The sequence below is a fragment of the Staphylococcus sp. EG-SA-15 genome (assembly GCF_017151895.1).
In the GTDB taxonomy this organism is placed as follows: domain Bacteria; phylum Bacillota; class Bacilli; order Staphylococcales; family Staphylococcaceae; genus Staphylococcus; species Staphylococcus aureus.
Genome location: NZ_JACVZN010000030.1, coordinates 1 through 16,540, shown reverse-complemented (window position 1 = coordinate 16,540; position 16,540 = coordinate 1). Strand labels below are relative to the sequence as shown.

Sequence of the window (16,540 nt, the reverse complement as noted above, 5' to 3'; positions counted from 1 at the left end):
AAAGTGAAAAACGGTGAATTGTAAAATTGAATAGAAATGATACAAAAGTAATATGAGCAAACCCAAACGTTCATATTACTTTTTTGAAATTGTATGCAAAAATCTAAATATTACTATAAAAGTATACGCAATTAAAGCGTTTATGTTTTAGTTTTAACATTAACTATTGTATACTTATTTAGATTAGATTTATTATTTTTGACATTTGCAGAGGGGAAATAGAAAAACTGCAAATACGGAAATGAAATTAATTAACGAGAGACAAATAGGAGTAATGATAATGAAGTTTACAAATTTAACAGCTAAAGAGTTTGGTGCCTTTACAGATAGCATGCCATACAGTCATTTCACGCAAACTGTTGGCCACTATGAGTTAAAACTTGCTGAAGGTTATGAAACACATTTAGTGGGAATAAAAAACAATAATAACGAGGTTATTGCAGCTTGCTTACTTACTGCTGTACCTGTTATGAAAGTGTTCAAGTATTTTTATTCAAATCGCGGTCCAGTGATCGATTATGAAAATCAAGAACTCGTACACTTTTTCTTTAATGAATTATCAAAATATGTTAAAAAACATCGTTGTCTATACCTACATATCGATCCATATTTACCATATCAATACTTGAATCATGATGGCGAGATTACAGGTAATGCTGGTAATGATTGGTTCTTTGATAAAATGAGTAACTTAGGATTTGAACATACTGGATTCCATAAAGGGTTTGATCCTGTGCTACAAATTCGTTATCACTCAGTGTTAGATTTAAAAGATAAAACAGCAGATGACATCATTAAAAATATGGATGGACTTAGAAAAAGAAACACGAAAAAAGTTAAAAAGAATGGTGTTAAAGTAAGATATTTATCTGAAGAAGAACTGCCAATTTTTAGATCATTTATGGAAGATACGTCAGAATCAAAAGCTTTCGCTGATCGTGATGACAAATTTTACTACAATCGCTTAAAATACTACAAAGATCGTGTGTTAGTACCTTTAGCGTATATCAATTTTGATGAATATATTAAAGAACTAAATGAAGAGCGTGATATTTTAAATAAAGATTTAAATAAAGCATTAAAGGATATTGAAAAACGTCCTGAAAACAAAAAAGCGCATAACAAGCGAGATAACTTACAACAACAACTTGATGCAAATGAGCAAAAGATTGAAGAAGGTAAACGTCTACAAGAAGAACATGGTAATGAATTACCTATCTCTGCTGGTTTCTTCTTTATCAATCCATTTGAAGTTGTTTATTATGCTGGTGGTACATCAAATGCATTCCGTCATTTTGCCGGAAGTTATGCAGTGCAATGGGAAATGATTAATTATGCATTAAATCATGGCATTGACCGTTATAATTTCTATGGTGTTAGTGGTAAATTTACAGAAGATGCTGAAGATGCTGGTGTAGTTAAATTCAAAAAAGGTTACAATGCTGAAATTATTGAATATGTTGGTGACTTTATTAAACCAATTAATAAACCTGTTTACGCAGCATATACCGCACTTAAAAAAGTTAAAGACAGAATTTTTTAGGAAGGGAATTATCAAAACATGAAATTTACAGAGTTAACTGTTACCGAATTTGACAACTTTGTACAAAATCCATCATTGGAAAGTCATTATTTCCAAGTAAAAGAAAATATAGTTACCCGTGAGAATGATGGCTTTGAAGTAGTTTTATTAGGTATTAAAGACGACAATAACAAAGTAATTGCAGCAAGCCTTTTCTCTAAAATTCCTACTATGGGAAGTTATGTTTACTATTCGAATCGTGGTCCAGTAATGGATTTTTCAGATTTAGGATTAGTTGATTATTATTTAAAAGAGTTAGATAAATATTTACAGCAACATCAATGTTTATATGTTAAATTAGATCCGTATTGGTTATATCATCTATATGATAAAGATATCGTGCCATTTGAAGGTCGCGAGAAAAATGATGCCTTAGTAAACTTGTTTAAATCACATGGTTACGAGCATCATGGCTTTACAACTGAGTATGATACATCGAGCCAAGTACGATGGATGGGCGTATTAAACCTTGAAGGTAAAACACCCGAAACATTGAAAAAGACATTTGATAGTCAACGTAAACGTAATATTAATAAAGCGATAAACTATGGTGTTAAAGTCAGATTCCTTGAACGTGATGAGTTCAATCTTTTCTTAGATTTATATCGTGAAACTGAAGAGCGTGCTGGATTTGTATCAAAAACAGATGATTATTTTTATAACTTTATTGACACATATGGAGATAAAGTATTAGTACCATTAGCATATATTGACCTTGATGAATATGTGTTAAAGTTGCAACAGGAATTGAATGACAAAGAAAATCGTCGTGATCAAATGATGGCGAAAGAAAACAAATCAGATAAACAAATGAAGAAAATTGCAGAATTAGATAAGCAAATTGATCATGATCAGCATGAATTATTGAATGCAAGTGAATTGAGCAAAACGGACGGCCCAATTCTAAACCTTGCTTCTGGCGTTTATTTTGCAAATGCATATGAAGTGAATTATTTCTCTGGTGGTTCATCAGAAAAATATAATCAATTTATGGGACCATACATGATGCATTGGTTTATGATTAACTATTGCTTCGATAATGGCTATGATCGTTATAATTTCTATGGTTTATCAGGTGATTTTACGGAAAACAGTGAAGATTATGGCGTATACCGCTTTAAACGTGGATTTAATGTACAAATCGAAGAATTAATAGGGGATTTCTATAAACCAATTCATAAAGTGAAATATTGGTTGTTCACAACATTGGATAAATTACGTAAAAAATTAAAGAAATAGATGTAAATGATGTTAGGGCTTATAGTTATTGATACTATAGGCTCTTTTTTATGCTTTTTTTAGCGAAATTTTAATTATTTCACACTAAGAAAAACTAGTATGTATTTGTCAATCTAATGTTTTTCATTATAATGATGTTTTATTGATTTAGTTTTATGATTAAAAGATTATGCAAAACATAAAATATATAGCGTCATATTTGAGTTTTAATGATAATATTTTTATAATATATAATATAAAATAATGGTTATCTGAGTATGAAATGCAAGTAAGTGAGGTAGTTAAAAAATGAATCGAATTGAAAAACATGCCAAAAACACTTTTATTATTCTGATGCTCATTATGTTATTTTGGATTTTTATGAGTTTTATTTTCCAGAAATTATTATTTCCACCTTCGAAAAATAATTTAACTACATATGAAGCATTAAAATATTATACACATTTAAAGGGATATTACGGTTTGGATCATATATCAAAAGGAATAGCATACATTGCCTGTGTGTTAATTCCATTCAATTTCTTTTTTAGATTCAATGACATCAAAAAAGATAATAACTATAATAATATTATAAGTACGTTATTCCTATTATTATACTTTTTAGTTAATGGAATTTCGTTGATTATTCAAGGATTCACTGCAGAATTTACAATTAGTTTAATTAGTGAGTCAAATATTCATAATAATCATGAATTTGCTGTGAACTTATTTAGATATGTCATACAAGAAGGTGGTATTTCTTTTAGTACATATCTAGTGTGTAACTTTTCTATAATAATGTGGTTATTCTTTTCGTGTTCTTTATTAAAAGAACGAAAACCAGTTGTCAGATGTTTACCATTAATTATATCTTGTTTAAAATTAATATTAATCCTACTATTTTTACTTTCAATACTTTTGGTCATATATCAAACTCAATCTGCACAAATCTTATTTATTTTTATAGATTTTCTAAATTTTGTCGCGTTAATTTTAGTTTATTTATGTACTAATCCTAATAATAGAGGTATTGATAAAATAGCATGTGTTAAATAAAAAGTTAATAGTAACTACAAACATACTTTACTAATAATCAAAACGACTTATACAAACTCGAAGTTATATAAGTCCCCTTATGGAATTTCACATTCTAGTTTACATAATATATATTATAGGAAGTTATATGTGTGTGACGCAAAAGGTACCCTACATCATAATCATTATCTAATATCGCCGCATAACTTACTTATGCTATAATCATGATATTATATTGTTTGGAGTGATTTGATGAGATTTGTCTTTGATATTGACGGTACGCTTTGTTTTGACGGCCGATTAATTGACCAGACTATTATTGATACATTGTTACAGTTACAACATGCTGGTCATGAACTTATATTTGCATCAGCACGTCCGATTCGTGATTTGTTGCCAGTTTTACCATCAGTATTTCATCAGCACACATTAATTGGCGCAAATGGTGCTATGATTTCACAGCAATCAAAGATTTCTGTTATCAAACCAATTCATACTGATACATACCACCATATCTTAAAAATAATTCAAAAGTATGAGTTAGATTATATTATTGATGATGATTGGAATTATGCTGCACAACTTGACGCTGAGAACGCGATTTTTGAGCGTTTAGATCCACATAAGCTGGCCAGTTGTATTGATGTTGCAAATATCGACACGCCAATCAAGATTATTTTATTAAATATAGACCCGGCACAAATTACAACTATATTAGACGAGCTAGATAAATACCATCAAGAATTGGAAATGATTCACCATTCAAATGAGTATAACATTGATATAACAGCGCAAAATATTAACAAATATACTGCATTACAATATATATTTGATGCAGATGTTAAATATATAGCATTTGGTAATGACCACAATGATATTGTCATGTTACAACATGCTAGTAGTGGCTATATTATAGGACCATCAGAAGCATACACACACGCAATATTGAAACTTGATAAAATCAAACACATCAATAATAATGCACAAGCTATTTACAAAGTCTTAAAATCATATAAATAAAAACACCCCTATCAAATGATAATCATTATCAATCGATAGGGGCTATTTTAATAAAATTCGTCCTCGAACATTTCTTCCTCTTCATCTAATCCAAATAATTCTGCCATTTCTCCATGTTCAATTAACATGTTTAAATATGCATCGCGGAGTTCTTCTTCACTCATATCATTAATCATTTCTTTAAGACTATCAATCCACATATTTCTGCGTAATTGATAGTCTTCTTCAACTTCGTTTAACATCATTATATGTTTATTTGCTGCTTCTGGACTAGCTGTAAAGAGTAATGCAATCATATGTTTACATATCACTCGTCTTCCATCAGCATGAGGACAATTACATATGGATTTTCTAGGATGTTCCATATCAATATAACAACGATATACTTTGTTGCCACTGCCCTTTACTTCAGCCTCATGCTGCGTTTCTGAAAATGATTTTAAGTTAATGACGCATTCACTTTGATAATAATTAAAGCCTCTTTCTATAGAACGAATACTTGCAATATCAAGTAATCCCATTAATGATACTCCTTTTTATTATTATTTTTAAATAAAGAAAATAAAATAGATAAGTGTCTAGATTAAAATACTTGATTTATCTATATTTTATAACAAGTCTAGAATTATCGCATTCTTAAATAACTAATATGAAAATGCTTGCACTAATTCTTTTGTATAAGGGTGTCTATCAACATTAAATAATTCCTCTATTGCAAAATCATCGACTATCATGCCATCCTTAAGAACGATAATTCTATTAACTAAGCGTTGTAACACGGATAAATCATGAGAAATAACGATAAAATGATTTAAGTTCGTAATCGTTTGCGCTTTTAATATATTTATTACATTTTGTTCAGCTATAACATCTAAATTTGAAGTTATCTCATCACATATTAAAACGCGAGGCTGTGCTAATAACGAACGCATGACATTAAATCTTTGTAATTGTCCGCCACTCACTTCGCTTGGTAATTTAGTCAATAATTGCGCGTTCAACTCAAAAGTAGATAAATGTTGTAATAATAATTGATCCTGAGCAGTATTATCAGTTAGGCCTCTGTAATAATATAACGCTTCTTTTAATGAGGTCTCAATCGTCCAATCAGGGTTAAAGCTAGTTAAAGGGTGTTGGAAAATCGGTAACACAGCATTGTCACTTAAGTAAATTTCTCCTTTAACAGGTTTAAACAAGCCAAGAACCAATGAAGCGAGCGTACTTTTACCACAGCCACTTTCGCCTAAAATACCAACATTTTCTCCATCGGGTATAGTAATATTGATATCTTGTAGCACCATCTGCTTTTTATTATAACCAAAAGTCACATGTTTTAACTCAATCATAGTAATCCCTCTTTAATTGTGTTCTATATTTAATTAGACGTTCAGTATACGGATGCAAATGCTCATACTTGAAATGATTAATATTGCCTCGTTCAATGATTTGACCTTCTTTTAAAACATAAATGTACTGACAATATTTCAATACATGACTTAAGTTATGTGTGATAATAAATAATGTTTGACCATGTTCTAATACAATATGCTGTAATAAATCCATCACTTGATTACCGTTCAAAGCATCCAATGATGCAACTGGTTCGTCTGCAATGATTAATTTAGGCTCCAACATGAGAACGCTTGCTATGTATACGCGTTCAAGTTGGCCCCCAGAAAGTTGGAAACTATATTTATTTAATATATCTTTGCTTTGTAAATTAACCCACGACAAAGCCTTATCAATTTTGGACAAAGCCTCTTCTTTACTACTTTTATAATGCTTACGATAAATCGCAGTTAACTGTTTACCTAATTTAGTATGGTCGTTAAAACTTTCTGCATAATTTTGAGAAATATAGCCAATTGTATGACCATAATATTGACTCAATCTACTAACATTTTCTCCATCAAATTGGTACGAATCATACGTGCAGGTTAAATCAAATGGTAAATATTCAAGTAAGGCTTTAGCAATCAAACTTTTTCCAGCGCCGCTCTCTCCAATCAAGGCATTAATCTGTTGACTAAAAATTTTCAAATCAATCCCTTTAATAAGAGATTTCTCACAAGTATTCTTTATTGTTAAATTTTGTATATCAATGAGACTCATCATATTCACCCCGTTGTTTCAGCAATCTATCTCTTAGTGCATCACCGGTTAAATTAAAAATTAAAATAGTTATAGCAATGACTGAAGCAGGTGCAATCAACATAATTGGATGAGACGAAATAAAATCACGACCTTGTTGTAACATAGCGCCCCACTCTGGTGTTGGCGGTTGTGCACCTAACCCAATAAATGATAGTGAACTTATATATAGAATGATTTTACCGAAATCAACGACCATCAAAACGATAATAGCCGGTATAATTTTAGGTGTTAAATGACGTATTAATATTGTTCTTGTAGGTACATGAAATAATTGTGCCATTTTTATATAAGGCTTATTCATTTCGCTATTAACTATACTTCTAGTCAACCTTGTGTAATTCATCCATTTTATTACTGTAATTGAGATAACTAAATTCCATAAAGATGGTTGAAAAAAGCTTGCTAAAGCAATCATGATGATAAATTCTGGAATACTTAGACCAACATCAATAAACCTTAACACTAATCGTTCAATCCACCCTTTTTTATATCCGGCAAATAGACCTAGTGTAACACCTATGACAACGATAGCTATTAATGTTAAAACAGTAACAAACAATGTTGAACGTGCACCGATAATAATTCGGGTAAATAAATCTCTCCCATAATCATCAGTTCCTAATAAATGCAACCAACTAATAGGTTCAAAAGTTTGTGATAAATTGACTTTGGTTGCATTTTCACTACTGACAAAGAATTGCAGTACAATTACCACAAAAATAAATGCAACGAATACAAAAAATATCAGGTTATTCTTTGAATATATTTTATGCATGGCGGTCACTACTTTCTGATATCAATGGTGTATTGGTTTTGCTTTTTGGATTTCCTAATTGTAAACGCTGCTTCGGATCAAGTAATAACGTTAATAAATCAGCAATCGTATTGATAATAACAACGAAGAAGCCAATAAATAACACGCATCCTTGAATAACAGGATAATCTCGAGATTTAATACTATCCATTAATAGATAACCAATACCAGGTATATCAAATAAATTTTCAATCACTACAGTACCACCTATTAGACTGCCAAGTGAAATCCCTAGTAATGGGATAATCGGCAAAATTGTTGGTTTTAGTAAATCATGAATTAAAATATAACGTTCATTCATACCGCGTAATCTTGATGCTTGTACGATATTACTTTGCAATAACATCAATAAATTAGAACGCACTAAACGAATGATGTATGCACACATACCTAAAGATAGCGTGATTACAGGTAATATAAACTGACTTAGTATAACGCTATCTATATTCATTAAATTTGTGACAATAAATAATAAAATAATACCGATAAAGAACGCTGGTAAACTAATCGATAGTGTTGAGATCACTCTAATCACTTTATCCGTCCACTTATGAAATCGTTTGGCTGCTATAATGCCGAGCGGTATAGATATGCATAACGACACTACTAATGTTGAAAATGATATGAGTAATGTTATGGGTGCATAGTTGAATAATATCTGTGTTACCGGTTCTTTTGATTCAAAACTTTTTCCTAAATTAAAATGTAATAAATGATTCATCCAATGCCACCACTGTACCAATAAAGAATCATTTAATCCCAATTTATCTTTGGTTGCATTTATTTGTTCCGTCGCCACTTGTGCTACATCAAGATGTAATATTTTATCAACAGGATTGCCTGGTGATAATTTCATTAAAATGAATGTAAGTGTAGAAATAACAAATAAAACAACTATCATTTGCATCAGTCTATACAACATAGACTTTATTATGAACATAATAGTCCCCCTCCTTGTGTAAGTTACTAACACTTTCTTTTTACATGAGAATGGCGCATGTATATGCAACTTACATATTAAGAACCAACGTTCATTATAGTATTATCCATAAAGAAATTGAAGTATATTTAATTTTTTAACAAAATCATTATAAAATATAATATTTTGAATCAAGTCAACCATGTAAAATATAAAAAAGTCAAAACAAAAACAACTATAGCACTGTATTCCACCTCTTTCGAAATAATTGTTACTGCAGTGTAACTTAAAAGTCGATGATTTTGTGCATATAGTTGTCGAATATTATTTTTTATCTTTACGGCGAAGTTCAGCGCCCTCATAGCCGTATTTTTCAATTTGCTTTTCTAATTTACGCGCTTTTCTTTCTTTACGCCAATTTCTAGTAAAATACCATAATAGAAAACTAATTAATAAACTCATAATCGCTAAAAATGCAGCGTATCCTAATAATGGTTGATATTTTATATCTTGAAAATTTGGAATAAAAAATGCAAGCACACCTAATATAACAAATGTAATTACTGCAGATACAAACCATTTATTTAAAACTAAGCAACAGAATATTGTTAATAAAATCATTATTAATGTTGTGATCCATAAATAATTAGGCATATCGAATAATGTCATATTCATTCTCCTTTTATTTCATTACTTTCCTTGTATACATTTTATTATAAATTTTTAAAAACTTAAACAATAGCAGTCAGTTTCAAGCAATATTCTATCTACTATTAGAAAAATCATTGTTCCTTGCGACATGGAAATCGTAACATTATCGTTTAGGAGACAAAATTATGTATAATGAATGTATTATACCAAAGGAGTGATTATATGTCTCAAGGTTTACCTTTAAGAGAAGATGTTCCTGTTTCAGAAACATGGGATTTAGTAGACTTATTTAAAGATGATCAACAATATTATGAAAGTATTGACGCTCTAGTACAACAAGCAAATCAATTTCATCATACATATGCAACAACATTAAATTCAATCGAACAAATTAATACTGCTTTAGCTGAATTAGAAAATATTTTAATTGCCTTAGATCGCTTAAGTAATTATGCAGAACTACGTTTAAGTGTAGATACTAGTAATATCGAGGCACAAGTATTGAGCGCTAAATTATCTACTACATACGGTAAAATTGTTAGCCAATTATCATTTGTAGAGTCAGAAATACTTGAATTACCAGAAGAAATACTTCAACAATTAGAAGAATCATGTCCATATCAACACTATATTAAACAGTTAATAAAACAAAAGCCATTCCAATTATCTGCGTCGGTAGAACAAGTATTAGCAACTTTATCACCTACGCTAAACAGTCCTTACGATTTATACGGCACGACAAAAATGCTAGATATTACATTCGATTCATTTGAACATGATGGTACAACGTACCCTGTCGACTATGCTACGTTTGAAAATGATTATGAAGATAATAAAGATCCTGAGTTTAGACGTAAAAGTTTCAAATCGTTTAGCGATGGGATTCGAAAATATCAGCATACTACCGCGGCTACATATAATATGCAAGTACAACAAGAAAAAATTGAAGCTGATTTACGTGGATTTGAATCAGTCATCGATTATTTATTACATAGTCAAGAAGTAACGCGTGATATGTTTGACCGTCAAATCGATATGATTATGCGTGACTTGGCACCAGTTATGCAGAAATATGCTAAACTTTTACAACGTATTCACGGATTAGATAACATGCGTTTTGAAGACTTGAAGATTTCTGTAGACCCTGATTATGAACCAGAGATTTCAATTGAAGACTCAAAAAATTATATTTTCGGTGCGTTAAGTGTTTTAGGTGATGACTATACAAACATGTTACGTGAAGCATACGATCAGCGATGGATTGATTTTGCACAAAATAAAGGTAAAGATACAGGCGCATTTTGTGCAAGTCCATACTTTACACATTCATATGTGTTTATTTCTTGGACTGGTAAAATGGCTGAAGCATTTGTCTTAGCACATGAATTAGGTCATGCAGGTCATTTTACATTAGCTCAAAAACATCAACAATATCTTGAATCAGAAGCATCAATGTACTTTGTTGAAGCCCCTTCTACAATGAATGAAATGTTGATGGCCAATTATTTATTTAACACAAGTGATAATCCAAGATTTAAGCGTTGGGTTATTGGCTCAATTTTATCTAGAACATATTATCATAATATGGTTACCCATTTATTAGAAGCTGCTTATCAACGTGAAGTGTATCACAAAGTAGATCAAGGTGAATCTTTAAATGCGCCGACATTAAATGAAATAATGCTAAATGTTTATAAACAATTTTTCGGAGATGCAGTAGATATGACTGAGGGTGCTGAATTAACATGGATGCGTCAACCTCATTACTATATGGGATTATATTCGTATACGTATTCTGCTGGCTTAACAATCGGAACTGTCGTTTCTCAAAAGATTAAAAATGAAGGCCAACCAGCTGTTGATGCTTGGTTAGAAACATTGAAAAAAGGTGGTAGTGTATCACCTGTCGAACTTGCAAACATTGCAGGTGTAGACATTACTACAGAACAGCCACTTAAATCTACAATTAAATATATTTCTGATTTAGTCGATGAAGTTGAAAAATTAACAGATGAAATTGAGCAAGCAAATAACTAAGATGCGAGACAATTTATAGTAGAACAATATAAACCAAGATTTTCACATTACTAATTGTGAGAATCTTGGTTTTTTTGAGGGTTTATGAATAATAGAAATATATATTTATCGTAAGGGATTTTATAGTAATAACTTTAAGTTATTGTTCGTAATGTGTACCTGTTAAATAAAAATAAACACTTTCAGCGATGTTAATAATATGATCACCAATACGTTCTAAATGTCTTGCTGCTAAATGAGCTTGTGCAGCGACAAATGGATCGTTATCAATAAGATACGTTGCGTTAATAATATGACTATATAAGTCATCGATATCTTCATCACGCTCGATTATTTCTCTTATTAATACGGTATCTTTCTTTTTAAATGCTTGATCTAAATCCTTTAACATTAACATAGCTAATTTACCCATTGTCTTTAAACGGGTTAACACATAATCATCTGTAATCTTTGTACGCAATCGAATATTGGCAATACTCGAGGCATTATCTCCTATTCTTTCTAAATCGGAGGCGATTTTTAATGAAGAAATCATCATACGCAAATCACTCGCAATGGGCTGTTGCTTTGTAATTAACATGATAACTCGCTCATTAATATCATAATTTAATTGATTGATATGTTTATCGTTTTTAACTGTTTGTCGTGCAAAGCCTCTATCGTCAATACTTAATGATTTTATACCATTTTCAATACTCACATAGACATTTGCACCTAACCGACGTAATTCTTTTATTAAATCATCAAGTTGCTCCTGATATCGTTGTCTAATTATTGCCATTATATATCAACCAAACCTTCCTGAAATATAATCTTCTGTTTTCTTGTTTGATGGGTTAGAGAAAATTTTATCAGTATCATCATATTCATTGACATAACCATTTAAGAAAAATGCAGTTTTATCTGATACACGAGCTGCTTGTTGCATATTATGTGTAACCATAATAATTGTATACTTTTCTTTTAGTTCTTGAACCAACTCTTCTACTCTTAATGTTGAGATTGGATCTAATGCTGATGTCGGTTCATCCATTAAAATGACTTCAGGTTCAATTGCTAAACAACGCGCGATACAAACACGTTGTTGTTGCCCACCGGATAAACTATATGCATTTGTGTGCAACCTATCCTTTAATTCATCCCAAATTGCAGCGCCACGTAATGATTTCTCAACGATTTCATCAAGAACTTTTTTATTTTTAATACCGTGAATCTTTGGACCGTAAGTAATATTATCGTATATTGATTTTGGAAATGGATTAGGTTGTTGAAAGACCATGCCCACATTTGTACGTAATTGTTCTTTAGAATATTTTTGATCAAAAATGTCTTGATCTCGATATAATATTTTACCAGCTGTTTTCACAGAAGGTACTAACTCAACCATTCGATTCAAAGTTTTAATATATGTTGATTTGCCACAACCAGATGGACCTATAATGGCAGTAATTTGGTTTTCATAAATATCTAAATTAATATTTTGTAATGCATGATTTTCGCCATACCATAAGTCTAAATTTTGTGTTGAATATATAACAGAATGTGAGTTTGTATCATCTGGTGTTTTATGATGACTTTGTGAGACATCAAACGTATGACTTTGAGATATTTGTTTAGTTTGTGCAAGTGTTTGCGCCATATTTAAAACTCCCTTTTTAATAGATAAATGAGATTGATTGTTTAAATTAGAATTTTTTACTAAATTTGTTACGTAAAATAATCGCAACGCCATTCATTAAGATTAAGATAACTAGTAAAACGATAATGCCTGCCGATGCAACATTCTGGAATTCTTCTTGAGGCATTTTCGCCCAAGTAAATATTTGGATTGGTAATGCTGAAAATTGATCCAATATACTTCTAGGTGTTGCCAATAATATAGTCGGTATACCGATTAGCACAAGTGGCGCTGTTTCTCCCAGTGCTCTTGAAAGAGACAAAATGAATCCAGTTAAAATACCAGGTAACGCTGCTGGTAAGACAACACGTCTTATCGTTTGCCATTTATTAGCACCTAAACCATAAGAAGCTTCGCGTACTGAGTTAGGTACAGCTCTAATTGCTTCCTGACTTGAAACAATAATAATTGGTAATATCAGTAAGGTCATTGTTAGCGCTGCTGCCAATATACTGTTACCCATTTTCAAGGCTTCAATCCCCGCACCACCAACGAACAAAGTGTAACCTAATAACCCAAATACAACTGATGGTACACCAGCTAAATTGGAAATACTGATTTTAACAAACTGAGTAAATTTGTTGTTTTTCGCATATTCTTCTAAGTATATAGCTGTACCTATTCCTAGGATGATTGATAATGGAATGATACTTAACATTAACCAAAGTGAACCGATTAACGCGCCTTTAACGCCAGCCATAGATGGTGTTGAAGAAGAAAAATTAGTGAAAAACTGTAAATTTAAATGACTTACCCCTTTAATCAATGTTTGAGTTAACAACGCAATAAGTACGACAAGTCCTAATAATGTACATGCTAAAAATATGAGTTTGAACACTTTATTTTTAACCGTTCTGGATGATAAATGTTTTTGGACAAGTTGTTGATCGACGAGTGATTGTCTATTATTATCTGTCGTTTCCATATTAATACTCCTCCCTAAAACGCTTAGAAATCCACTGAGAAAGTAAATTCATGATTAAGGTAAAGATAAATAGTGTGAACCCTACAGCATAAATACTGTAATAAATATTTGATCCAAATGTTGCATCACCTGTCGCTATCTCAACAATATATCCAGTCATTGTTTGAATCGAACTTGTTAAACTTAATGAAGCTGTTGGCGAACTACCTGCCGCTAATGATACAATCATCGTTTCTCCAATTGCTCTTGAAATCGCGAGAACGATTGAAGCTACAATACCTGATGTTGCTGCGGGAAGTACGACTTTAGTTGCTACTTCTAATTTAGTTGCTCCAAGTCCATAGGCACCTTCTCGAATTTTATTTGGTACAGATGCCATTGCATCCTCACTCAAACTTGTGATGAGAGGGACAATCATAATACCGACAACTAAGCCGGGACTTATAGCATTAAACTCTCCAAGACCTGGTATGAAAGATCTTAATACTGGTGTAACAAAGGTTAATGCAAAGAAACCAAACACAATTGTTGGTATTCCTGCTAAAATTTCTAATATCGGTTTAATTATGCGTCGTGCACGGTCACTTGCATATTCACTTAAATAAATTGCTGCACCAAGCCCGACTGGAACTGCAAATATAGTCGCAATAACTGTGATTTTTAAAGTCCCTATTATCAATGCCCAGATACCAAACTTAGGGTCTGAACCGGTAGGATTCCAAGTAGTAGAAAATAGAAATTCAGTTATTGGAATTCTGGTGAAAAAAGTGATGGTTTCTAAAAGCAATGTGATTAATATACCTAGTGTTGTTAAAATGGAAATCGCTGAAATTGCGGCTAAAATAACTGGTATAATTTTGTCATTATGCTTCCCTTTTTTATTATTATTTTTTTCGATTAAAGCTTTAACATTAGTAGATGAAGTCATAATCAAACCTCTTTCTATTACTCCCAAAATAATTAGATTTGTAAAATAATGATGAACCACTATTTTAAGTTGATAAGCTTGTAGACTAACTGAATGTCAAAATCAGCGTCTCGATAAATCAAGCTTTGTACTCTAAATAATGATTCACCATCAAAATCATGTTTCAAGACACATTTGAAATTGCGTCTTATTATTTTTTGTCTTCAGACTTTTTATCATCAGATTTCTTGTCGTCTGATTTTTGATTTTTATCAATAAATGCTTTTAAATCATCTAATTGTGATTTGTATGTTTTCTCTGGTGCTGCTACATATCCAGCTTCTTCAGCTGCTTTACCTTTATCTTCTAAGACGAATTTGATAAATTCTGACATTACTTTATTATCTTTCAATGCTTTTTCATTTACATAAATGAATAATGGTCTACTTAATGCATAAGAGTTATCTTGAATTGTTTTTTTCGTAGGCTCTGTTGCTTTACCATTTTCATCTTTGATTTTAACTTCTTTTAATTTATCTTTATTTTGAACGTAGAAGTTATATCCAAAGTATCCGATTCCCTCTTTGTTTTTCGTTACAGAAGAAACGATAGCATTTGTATCAGCATTTTTTTCTGCTTTAATATCTTCTTTATTCATTACTTCATTTTCAAAGAAGTCATAAGTACCATGACTTGAGTTTGGTGATACAGCATTTATTTTTTTATCTGGCCATTTACTATTAACATCTTTCCATGTTTTAGCTTTTCCAGAATAAATTGCTTTTAATTGCTGTTTGTCTAATTCATCCACAAAATCATTTTCTTTATTTACAGCAACCGTTACACCATCTTGCGCAATTTTGAATTCTTTGTATTTGATATTCTTATCTTGTAATTTTTGCTTCTCTTCATCTTTAATTGGTCTAGAAGCATCAGCGAAGTCGATATCTCCTGCAATGAATTTTTGGAAACCAGCACCTGTACCAGCTTGTCCTGCTGAGATTTTAGCATCCGAGTGATCTTGAGCCCATTTTTCATTTAATTTCTCCACAATTGGTGCTACTGTTGATGAGCCATCACCTTTAGCTTCCCCTTTTAAATCACTATTACCACTGCCACCATTACCGCCACCACAAGCACCTAATAATAGTGTTGCACCTAAAGCTGTAGTACCAACAAATTGCCATTTTTTCATTGAAATATCCTCCCTGTATGAACAACAAATAGTATTTGTATTGATTACATCTTTATCTTAACCTTGAATTATTAACCTCATTTTTAGAAACTGTAAATGTTACATAAAAATTTGTTAAGAAAATGTAAATATTAATTTTTGTTAATCTAAAAAATATTGCTTCATTAGTAAAATTAAAATGCTTCCTGAAGAATTATCGAAATTTAAATATGAATACAAAAATGGCTGGGACATAAATCCCTAAAAAAACAGCAGTAAGATAATTTTCAATTAGAAAATATCTTACTGCTGTTCTCTATTTATACAATACTTCGTATTGAATGGCTTCGCTTTGCCCGTCTGGCACATTACTGTAAAATTCTATAAATAGAATTTTTGATGACGGGTCCCTTCCTAGGGTGCCGT

The 16,540-nt window shown here is 31.2% G+C and carries 17 protein-coding genes; 5 read left to right on the top strand and 12 right to left on the bottom strand.

Going from position 1 to position 16,540, the window contains the following annotated elements; genetic code table 11:
* Positions 1-280: 280 nt before the first annotated feature.
* The 4 genes from femA (at position 281) to IDG64_RS11540 (ending at position 4,855) form a co-directional block, all read left to right on the top strand.
* Entirely contained in the window at positions 281-1,543 is a 1,263-nt protein-coding gene (femA, locus tag IDG64_RS11555; RefSeq protein WP_000673315.1) for a glycine glycyltransferase FemA, read from the top strand.
* An 18-nt stretch (positions 1,544-1,561) separates the two neighbouring features.
* Positions 1,562-2,821 carry a glycine glycyltransferase FemB gene (gene femB, locus IDG64_RS11550; protein ID WP_000673098.1) on the top strand — a complete coding sequence of 420 codons (1,260 nt, stop codon included), beginning with the start codon at positions 1,562-1,564 and terminating at the stop codon, positions 2,819-2,821.
* A gap of 288 nt (positions 2,822-3,109) precedes the next feature.
* Positions 3,110-3,856 (top strand): hypothetical protein, encoded by a 747-nt coding sequence (locus tag IDG64_RS11545; RefSeq protein ID WP_001079525.1) that lies wholly within the window; start codon positions 3,110-3,112, stop codon positions 3,854-3,856.
* Between the two features lie 231 nt (positions 3,857-4,087).
* Positions 4,088-4,855 carry a Cof-type HAD-IIB family hydrolase gene (locus tag IDG64_RS11540; protein ID WP_001213008.1) on the top strand — a complete coding sequence of 256 codons (768 nt, stop codon included), beginning with the start codon at positions 4,088-4,090 and terminating at the stop codon, positions 4,853-4,855.
* A gap of 47 nt (positions 4,856-4,902) precedes the next feature.
* Here IDG64_RS11540 and IDG64_RS11535 read toward each other — a convergent pair whose 3' ends face one another.
* The 7 genes from IDG64_RS11535 to IDG64_RS11505 form a co-directional block, all read right to left on the bottom strand.
* Complete coding sequence (locus IDG64_RS11535; protein WP_000523665.1) at positions 4,903-5,376, bottom strand: SWIM zinc finger family protein; 474 nt, start codon at positions 5,374-5,376, stop codon at positions 4,903-4,905.
* A 123-nt stretch (positions 5,377-5,499) separates the two neighbouring features.
* Positions 5,500-6,201, bottom strand: a complete 702-nt coding sequence (locus IDG64_RS11530) for an ABC transporter ATP-binding protein (protein WP_000571258.1) — start codon at positions 6,199-6,201, stop codon at positions 5,500-5,502.
* Positions 6,194-6,967, bottom strand: coding sequence for an ATP-binding cassette domain-containing protein (locus IDG64_RS11525; protein ID WP_000052312.1), 774 nt, complete (start codon positions 6,965-6,967; stop codon positions 6,194-6,196). Before IDG64_RS11525 ends, IDG64_RS11530 begins: the two co-directional genes overlap by 8 nt.
* A complete protein-coding gene (gene nikC / locus IDG64_RS11520; protein WP_000549031.1) occupies positions 6,954-7,784 on the bottom strand; it encodes a nickel transporter permease in 831 nt (276 codons plus the stop codon). The genes IDG64_RS11525 and nikC overlap by 14 nt, the downstream gene beginning before the upstream one ends.
* Complete coding sequence (nikB, locus tag IDG64_RS11515; RefSeq protein WP_206171322.1) at positions 7,777-8,763, bottom strand: nickel ABC transporter permease; 987 nt, start codon at positions 8,761-8,763, stop codon at positions 7,777-7,779. The genes nikC and nikB overlap by 8 nt, the downstream gene beginning before the upstream one ends.
* A 170-nt stretch (positions 8,764-8,933) precedes the next feature.
* Positions 8,934-9,119, bottom strand: a complete 186-nt coding sequence (locus IDG64_RS11510) for a hypothetical protein (RefSeq protein ID WP_031864476.1) — start codon at positions 9,117-9,119, stop codon at positions 8,934-8,936.
* Positions 9,067-9,411, bottom strand: coding sequence for a 6TM ABC transporter family protein (locus tag IDG64_RS11505; protein WP_000171798.1), 345 nt, complete (start codon positions 9,409-9,411; stop codon positions 9,067-9,069). The genes IDG64_RS11510 and IDG64_RS11505 overlap by 53 nt, the downstream gene beginning before the upstream one ends.
* Positions 9,412-9,615: 204 nt before the next feature.
* On the opposite strand from IDG64_RS11505, the gene pepF reads away from it, so the two are divergent.
* On the top strand, positions 9,616-11,430 hold the full coding sequence (gene pepF, locus IDG64_RS11500) for an oligoendopeptidase F (protein ID WP_000077574.1): 1,815 nt from the start codon (positions 9,616-9,618) through the stop codon (positions 11,428-11,430).
* A gap of 139 nt (positions 11,431-11,569) precedes the next feature.
* Here the strand turns inward: pepF and phoU are convergent, their stop codons facing one another.
* From phoU to IDG64_RS11475, 5 genes are all read right to left on the bottom strand, one after another.
* The gene (gene phoU / locus IDG64_RS11495) at positions 11,570-12,211 is read right to left on the bottom strand and encodes a phosphate signaling complex protein PhoU (protein ID WP_000974847.1); all 642 of its coding nucleotides are present in this window, start codon (positions 12,209-12,211) and stop codon (positions 11,570-11,572) included.
* 6 nt (positions 12,212-12,217) lie between these two features.
* On the bottom strand, positions 12,218-13,069 hold the full coding sequence (gene pstB, locus IDG64_RS11490) for a phosphate ABC transporter ATP-binding protein PstB (protein ID WP_000079447.1): 852 nt from the start codon (positions 13,067-13,069) through the stop codon (positions 12,218-12,220).
* A gap of 46 nt (positions 13,070-13,115) precedes the next feature.
* Entirely contained in the window at positions 13,116-14,033 is a 918-nt protein-coding gene (pstA, locus tag IDG64_RS11485; RefSeq protein ID WP_000450297.1) for a phosphate ABC transporter permease PstA, read from the bottom strand.
* 1 nt (position 14,034) lies between these two features.
* On the bottom strand, positions 14,035-14,961 hold the full coding sequence (gene pstC, locus IDG64_RS11480; protein WP_000204625.1) for a phosphate ABC transporter permease subunit PstC: 927 nt from the start codon (positions 14,959-14,961) through the stop codon (positions 14,035-14,037).
* Between the two features lie 190 nt (positions 14,962-15,151).
* Positions 15,152-16,135, bottom strand: a complete 984-nt coding sequence (locus IDG64_RS11475; RefSeq protein WP_000759232.1) for a phosphate ABC transporter substrate-binding protein PstS — start codon at positions 16,133-16,135, stop codon at positions 15,152-15,154.
* Positions 16,136-16,540: the final 405 nt, after the last annotated feature.

What these genes read in the sequence shown, in the direction of transcription:
- femA (WP_000673315.1), top strand. Translation starts at nt 281, where the DNA reads ATGAAGTTTACAAATTTAACAGCTAAAGAGTTTGGTGCCTTTACAGAT.
- femB (WP_000673098.1), top strand. Translation starts at nt 1,562, where the DNA reads ATGAAATTTACAGAGTTAACTGTTACCGAATTTGACAACTTTGTACAA.
- IDG64_RS11545 (WP_001079525.1), top strand. Translation starts at nt 3,110, where the DNA reads ATGAATCGAATTGAAAAACATGCCAAAAACACTTTTATTATTCTGATG.
- IDG64_RS11540 (WP_001213008.1), top strand. Translation starts at nt 4,088, where the DNA reads ATGAGATTTGTCTTTGATATTGACGGTACGCTTTGTTTTGACGGCCGA.
- IDG64_RS11535 (WP_000523665.1), bottom strand. Translation starts at nt 5,376, where the DNA reads ATGGGATTACTTGATATTGCAAGTATTCGTTCTATAGAAAGAGGCTTT.
- IDG64_RS11530 (WP_000571258.1), bottom strand. Translation starts at nt 6,201, where the DNA reads ATGATTGAGTTAAAACATGTGACTTTTGGTTATAATAAAAAGCAGATG.
- IDG64_RS11525 (WP_000052312.1), bottom strand. Translation starts at nt 6,967, where the DNA reads ATGAGTCTCATTGATATACAAAATTTAACAATAAAGAATACTTGTGAG.
- nikC (WP_000549031.1), bottom strand. Translation starts at nt 7,784, where the DNA reads ATGCATAAAATATATTCAAAGAATAACCTGATATTTTTTGTATTCGTT.
- nikB (WP_206171322.1), bottom strand. Translation starts at nt 8,763, where the DNA reads ATGTTCATAATAAAGTCTATGTTGTATAGACTGATGCAAATGATAGTT.
- IDG64_RS11505 (WP_000171798.1), bottom strand. Translation starts at nt 9,411, where the DNA reads ATGACATTATTCGATATGCCTAATTATTTATGGATCACAACATTAATA.
- pepF (WP_000077574.1), top strand. Translation starts at nt 9,616, where the DNA reads ATGTCTCAAGGTTTACCTTTAAGAGAAGATGTTCCTGTTTCAGAAACA.
- phoU (WP_000974847.1), bottom strand. Translation starts at nt 12,211, where the DNA reads ATGGCAATAATTAGACAACGATATCAGGAGCAACTTGATGATTTAATA.
- pstB (WP_000079447.1), bottom strand. Translation starts at nt 13,069, where the DNA reads ATGGCGCAAACACTTGCACAAACTAAACAAATATCTCAAAGTCATACG.
- pstA (WP_000450297.1), bottom strand. Translation starts at nt 14,033, where the DNA reads ATGGAAACGACAGATAATAATAGACAATCACTCGTCGATCAACAACTT.
- pstC (WP_000204625.1), bottom strand. Translation starts at nt 14,961, where the DNA reads ATGACTTCATCTACTAATGTTAAAGCTTTAATCGAAAAAAATAATAAT.
- IDG64_RS11475 (WP_000759232.1), bottom strand. Translation starts at nt 16,135, where the DNA reads ATGAAAAAATGGCAATTTGTTGGTACTACAGCTTTAGGTGCAACACTA.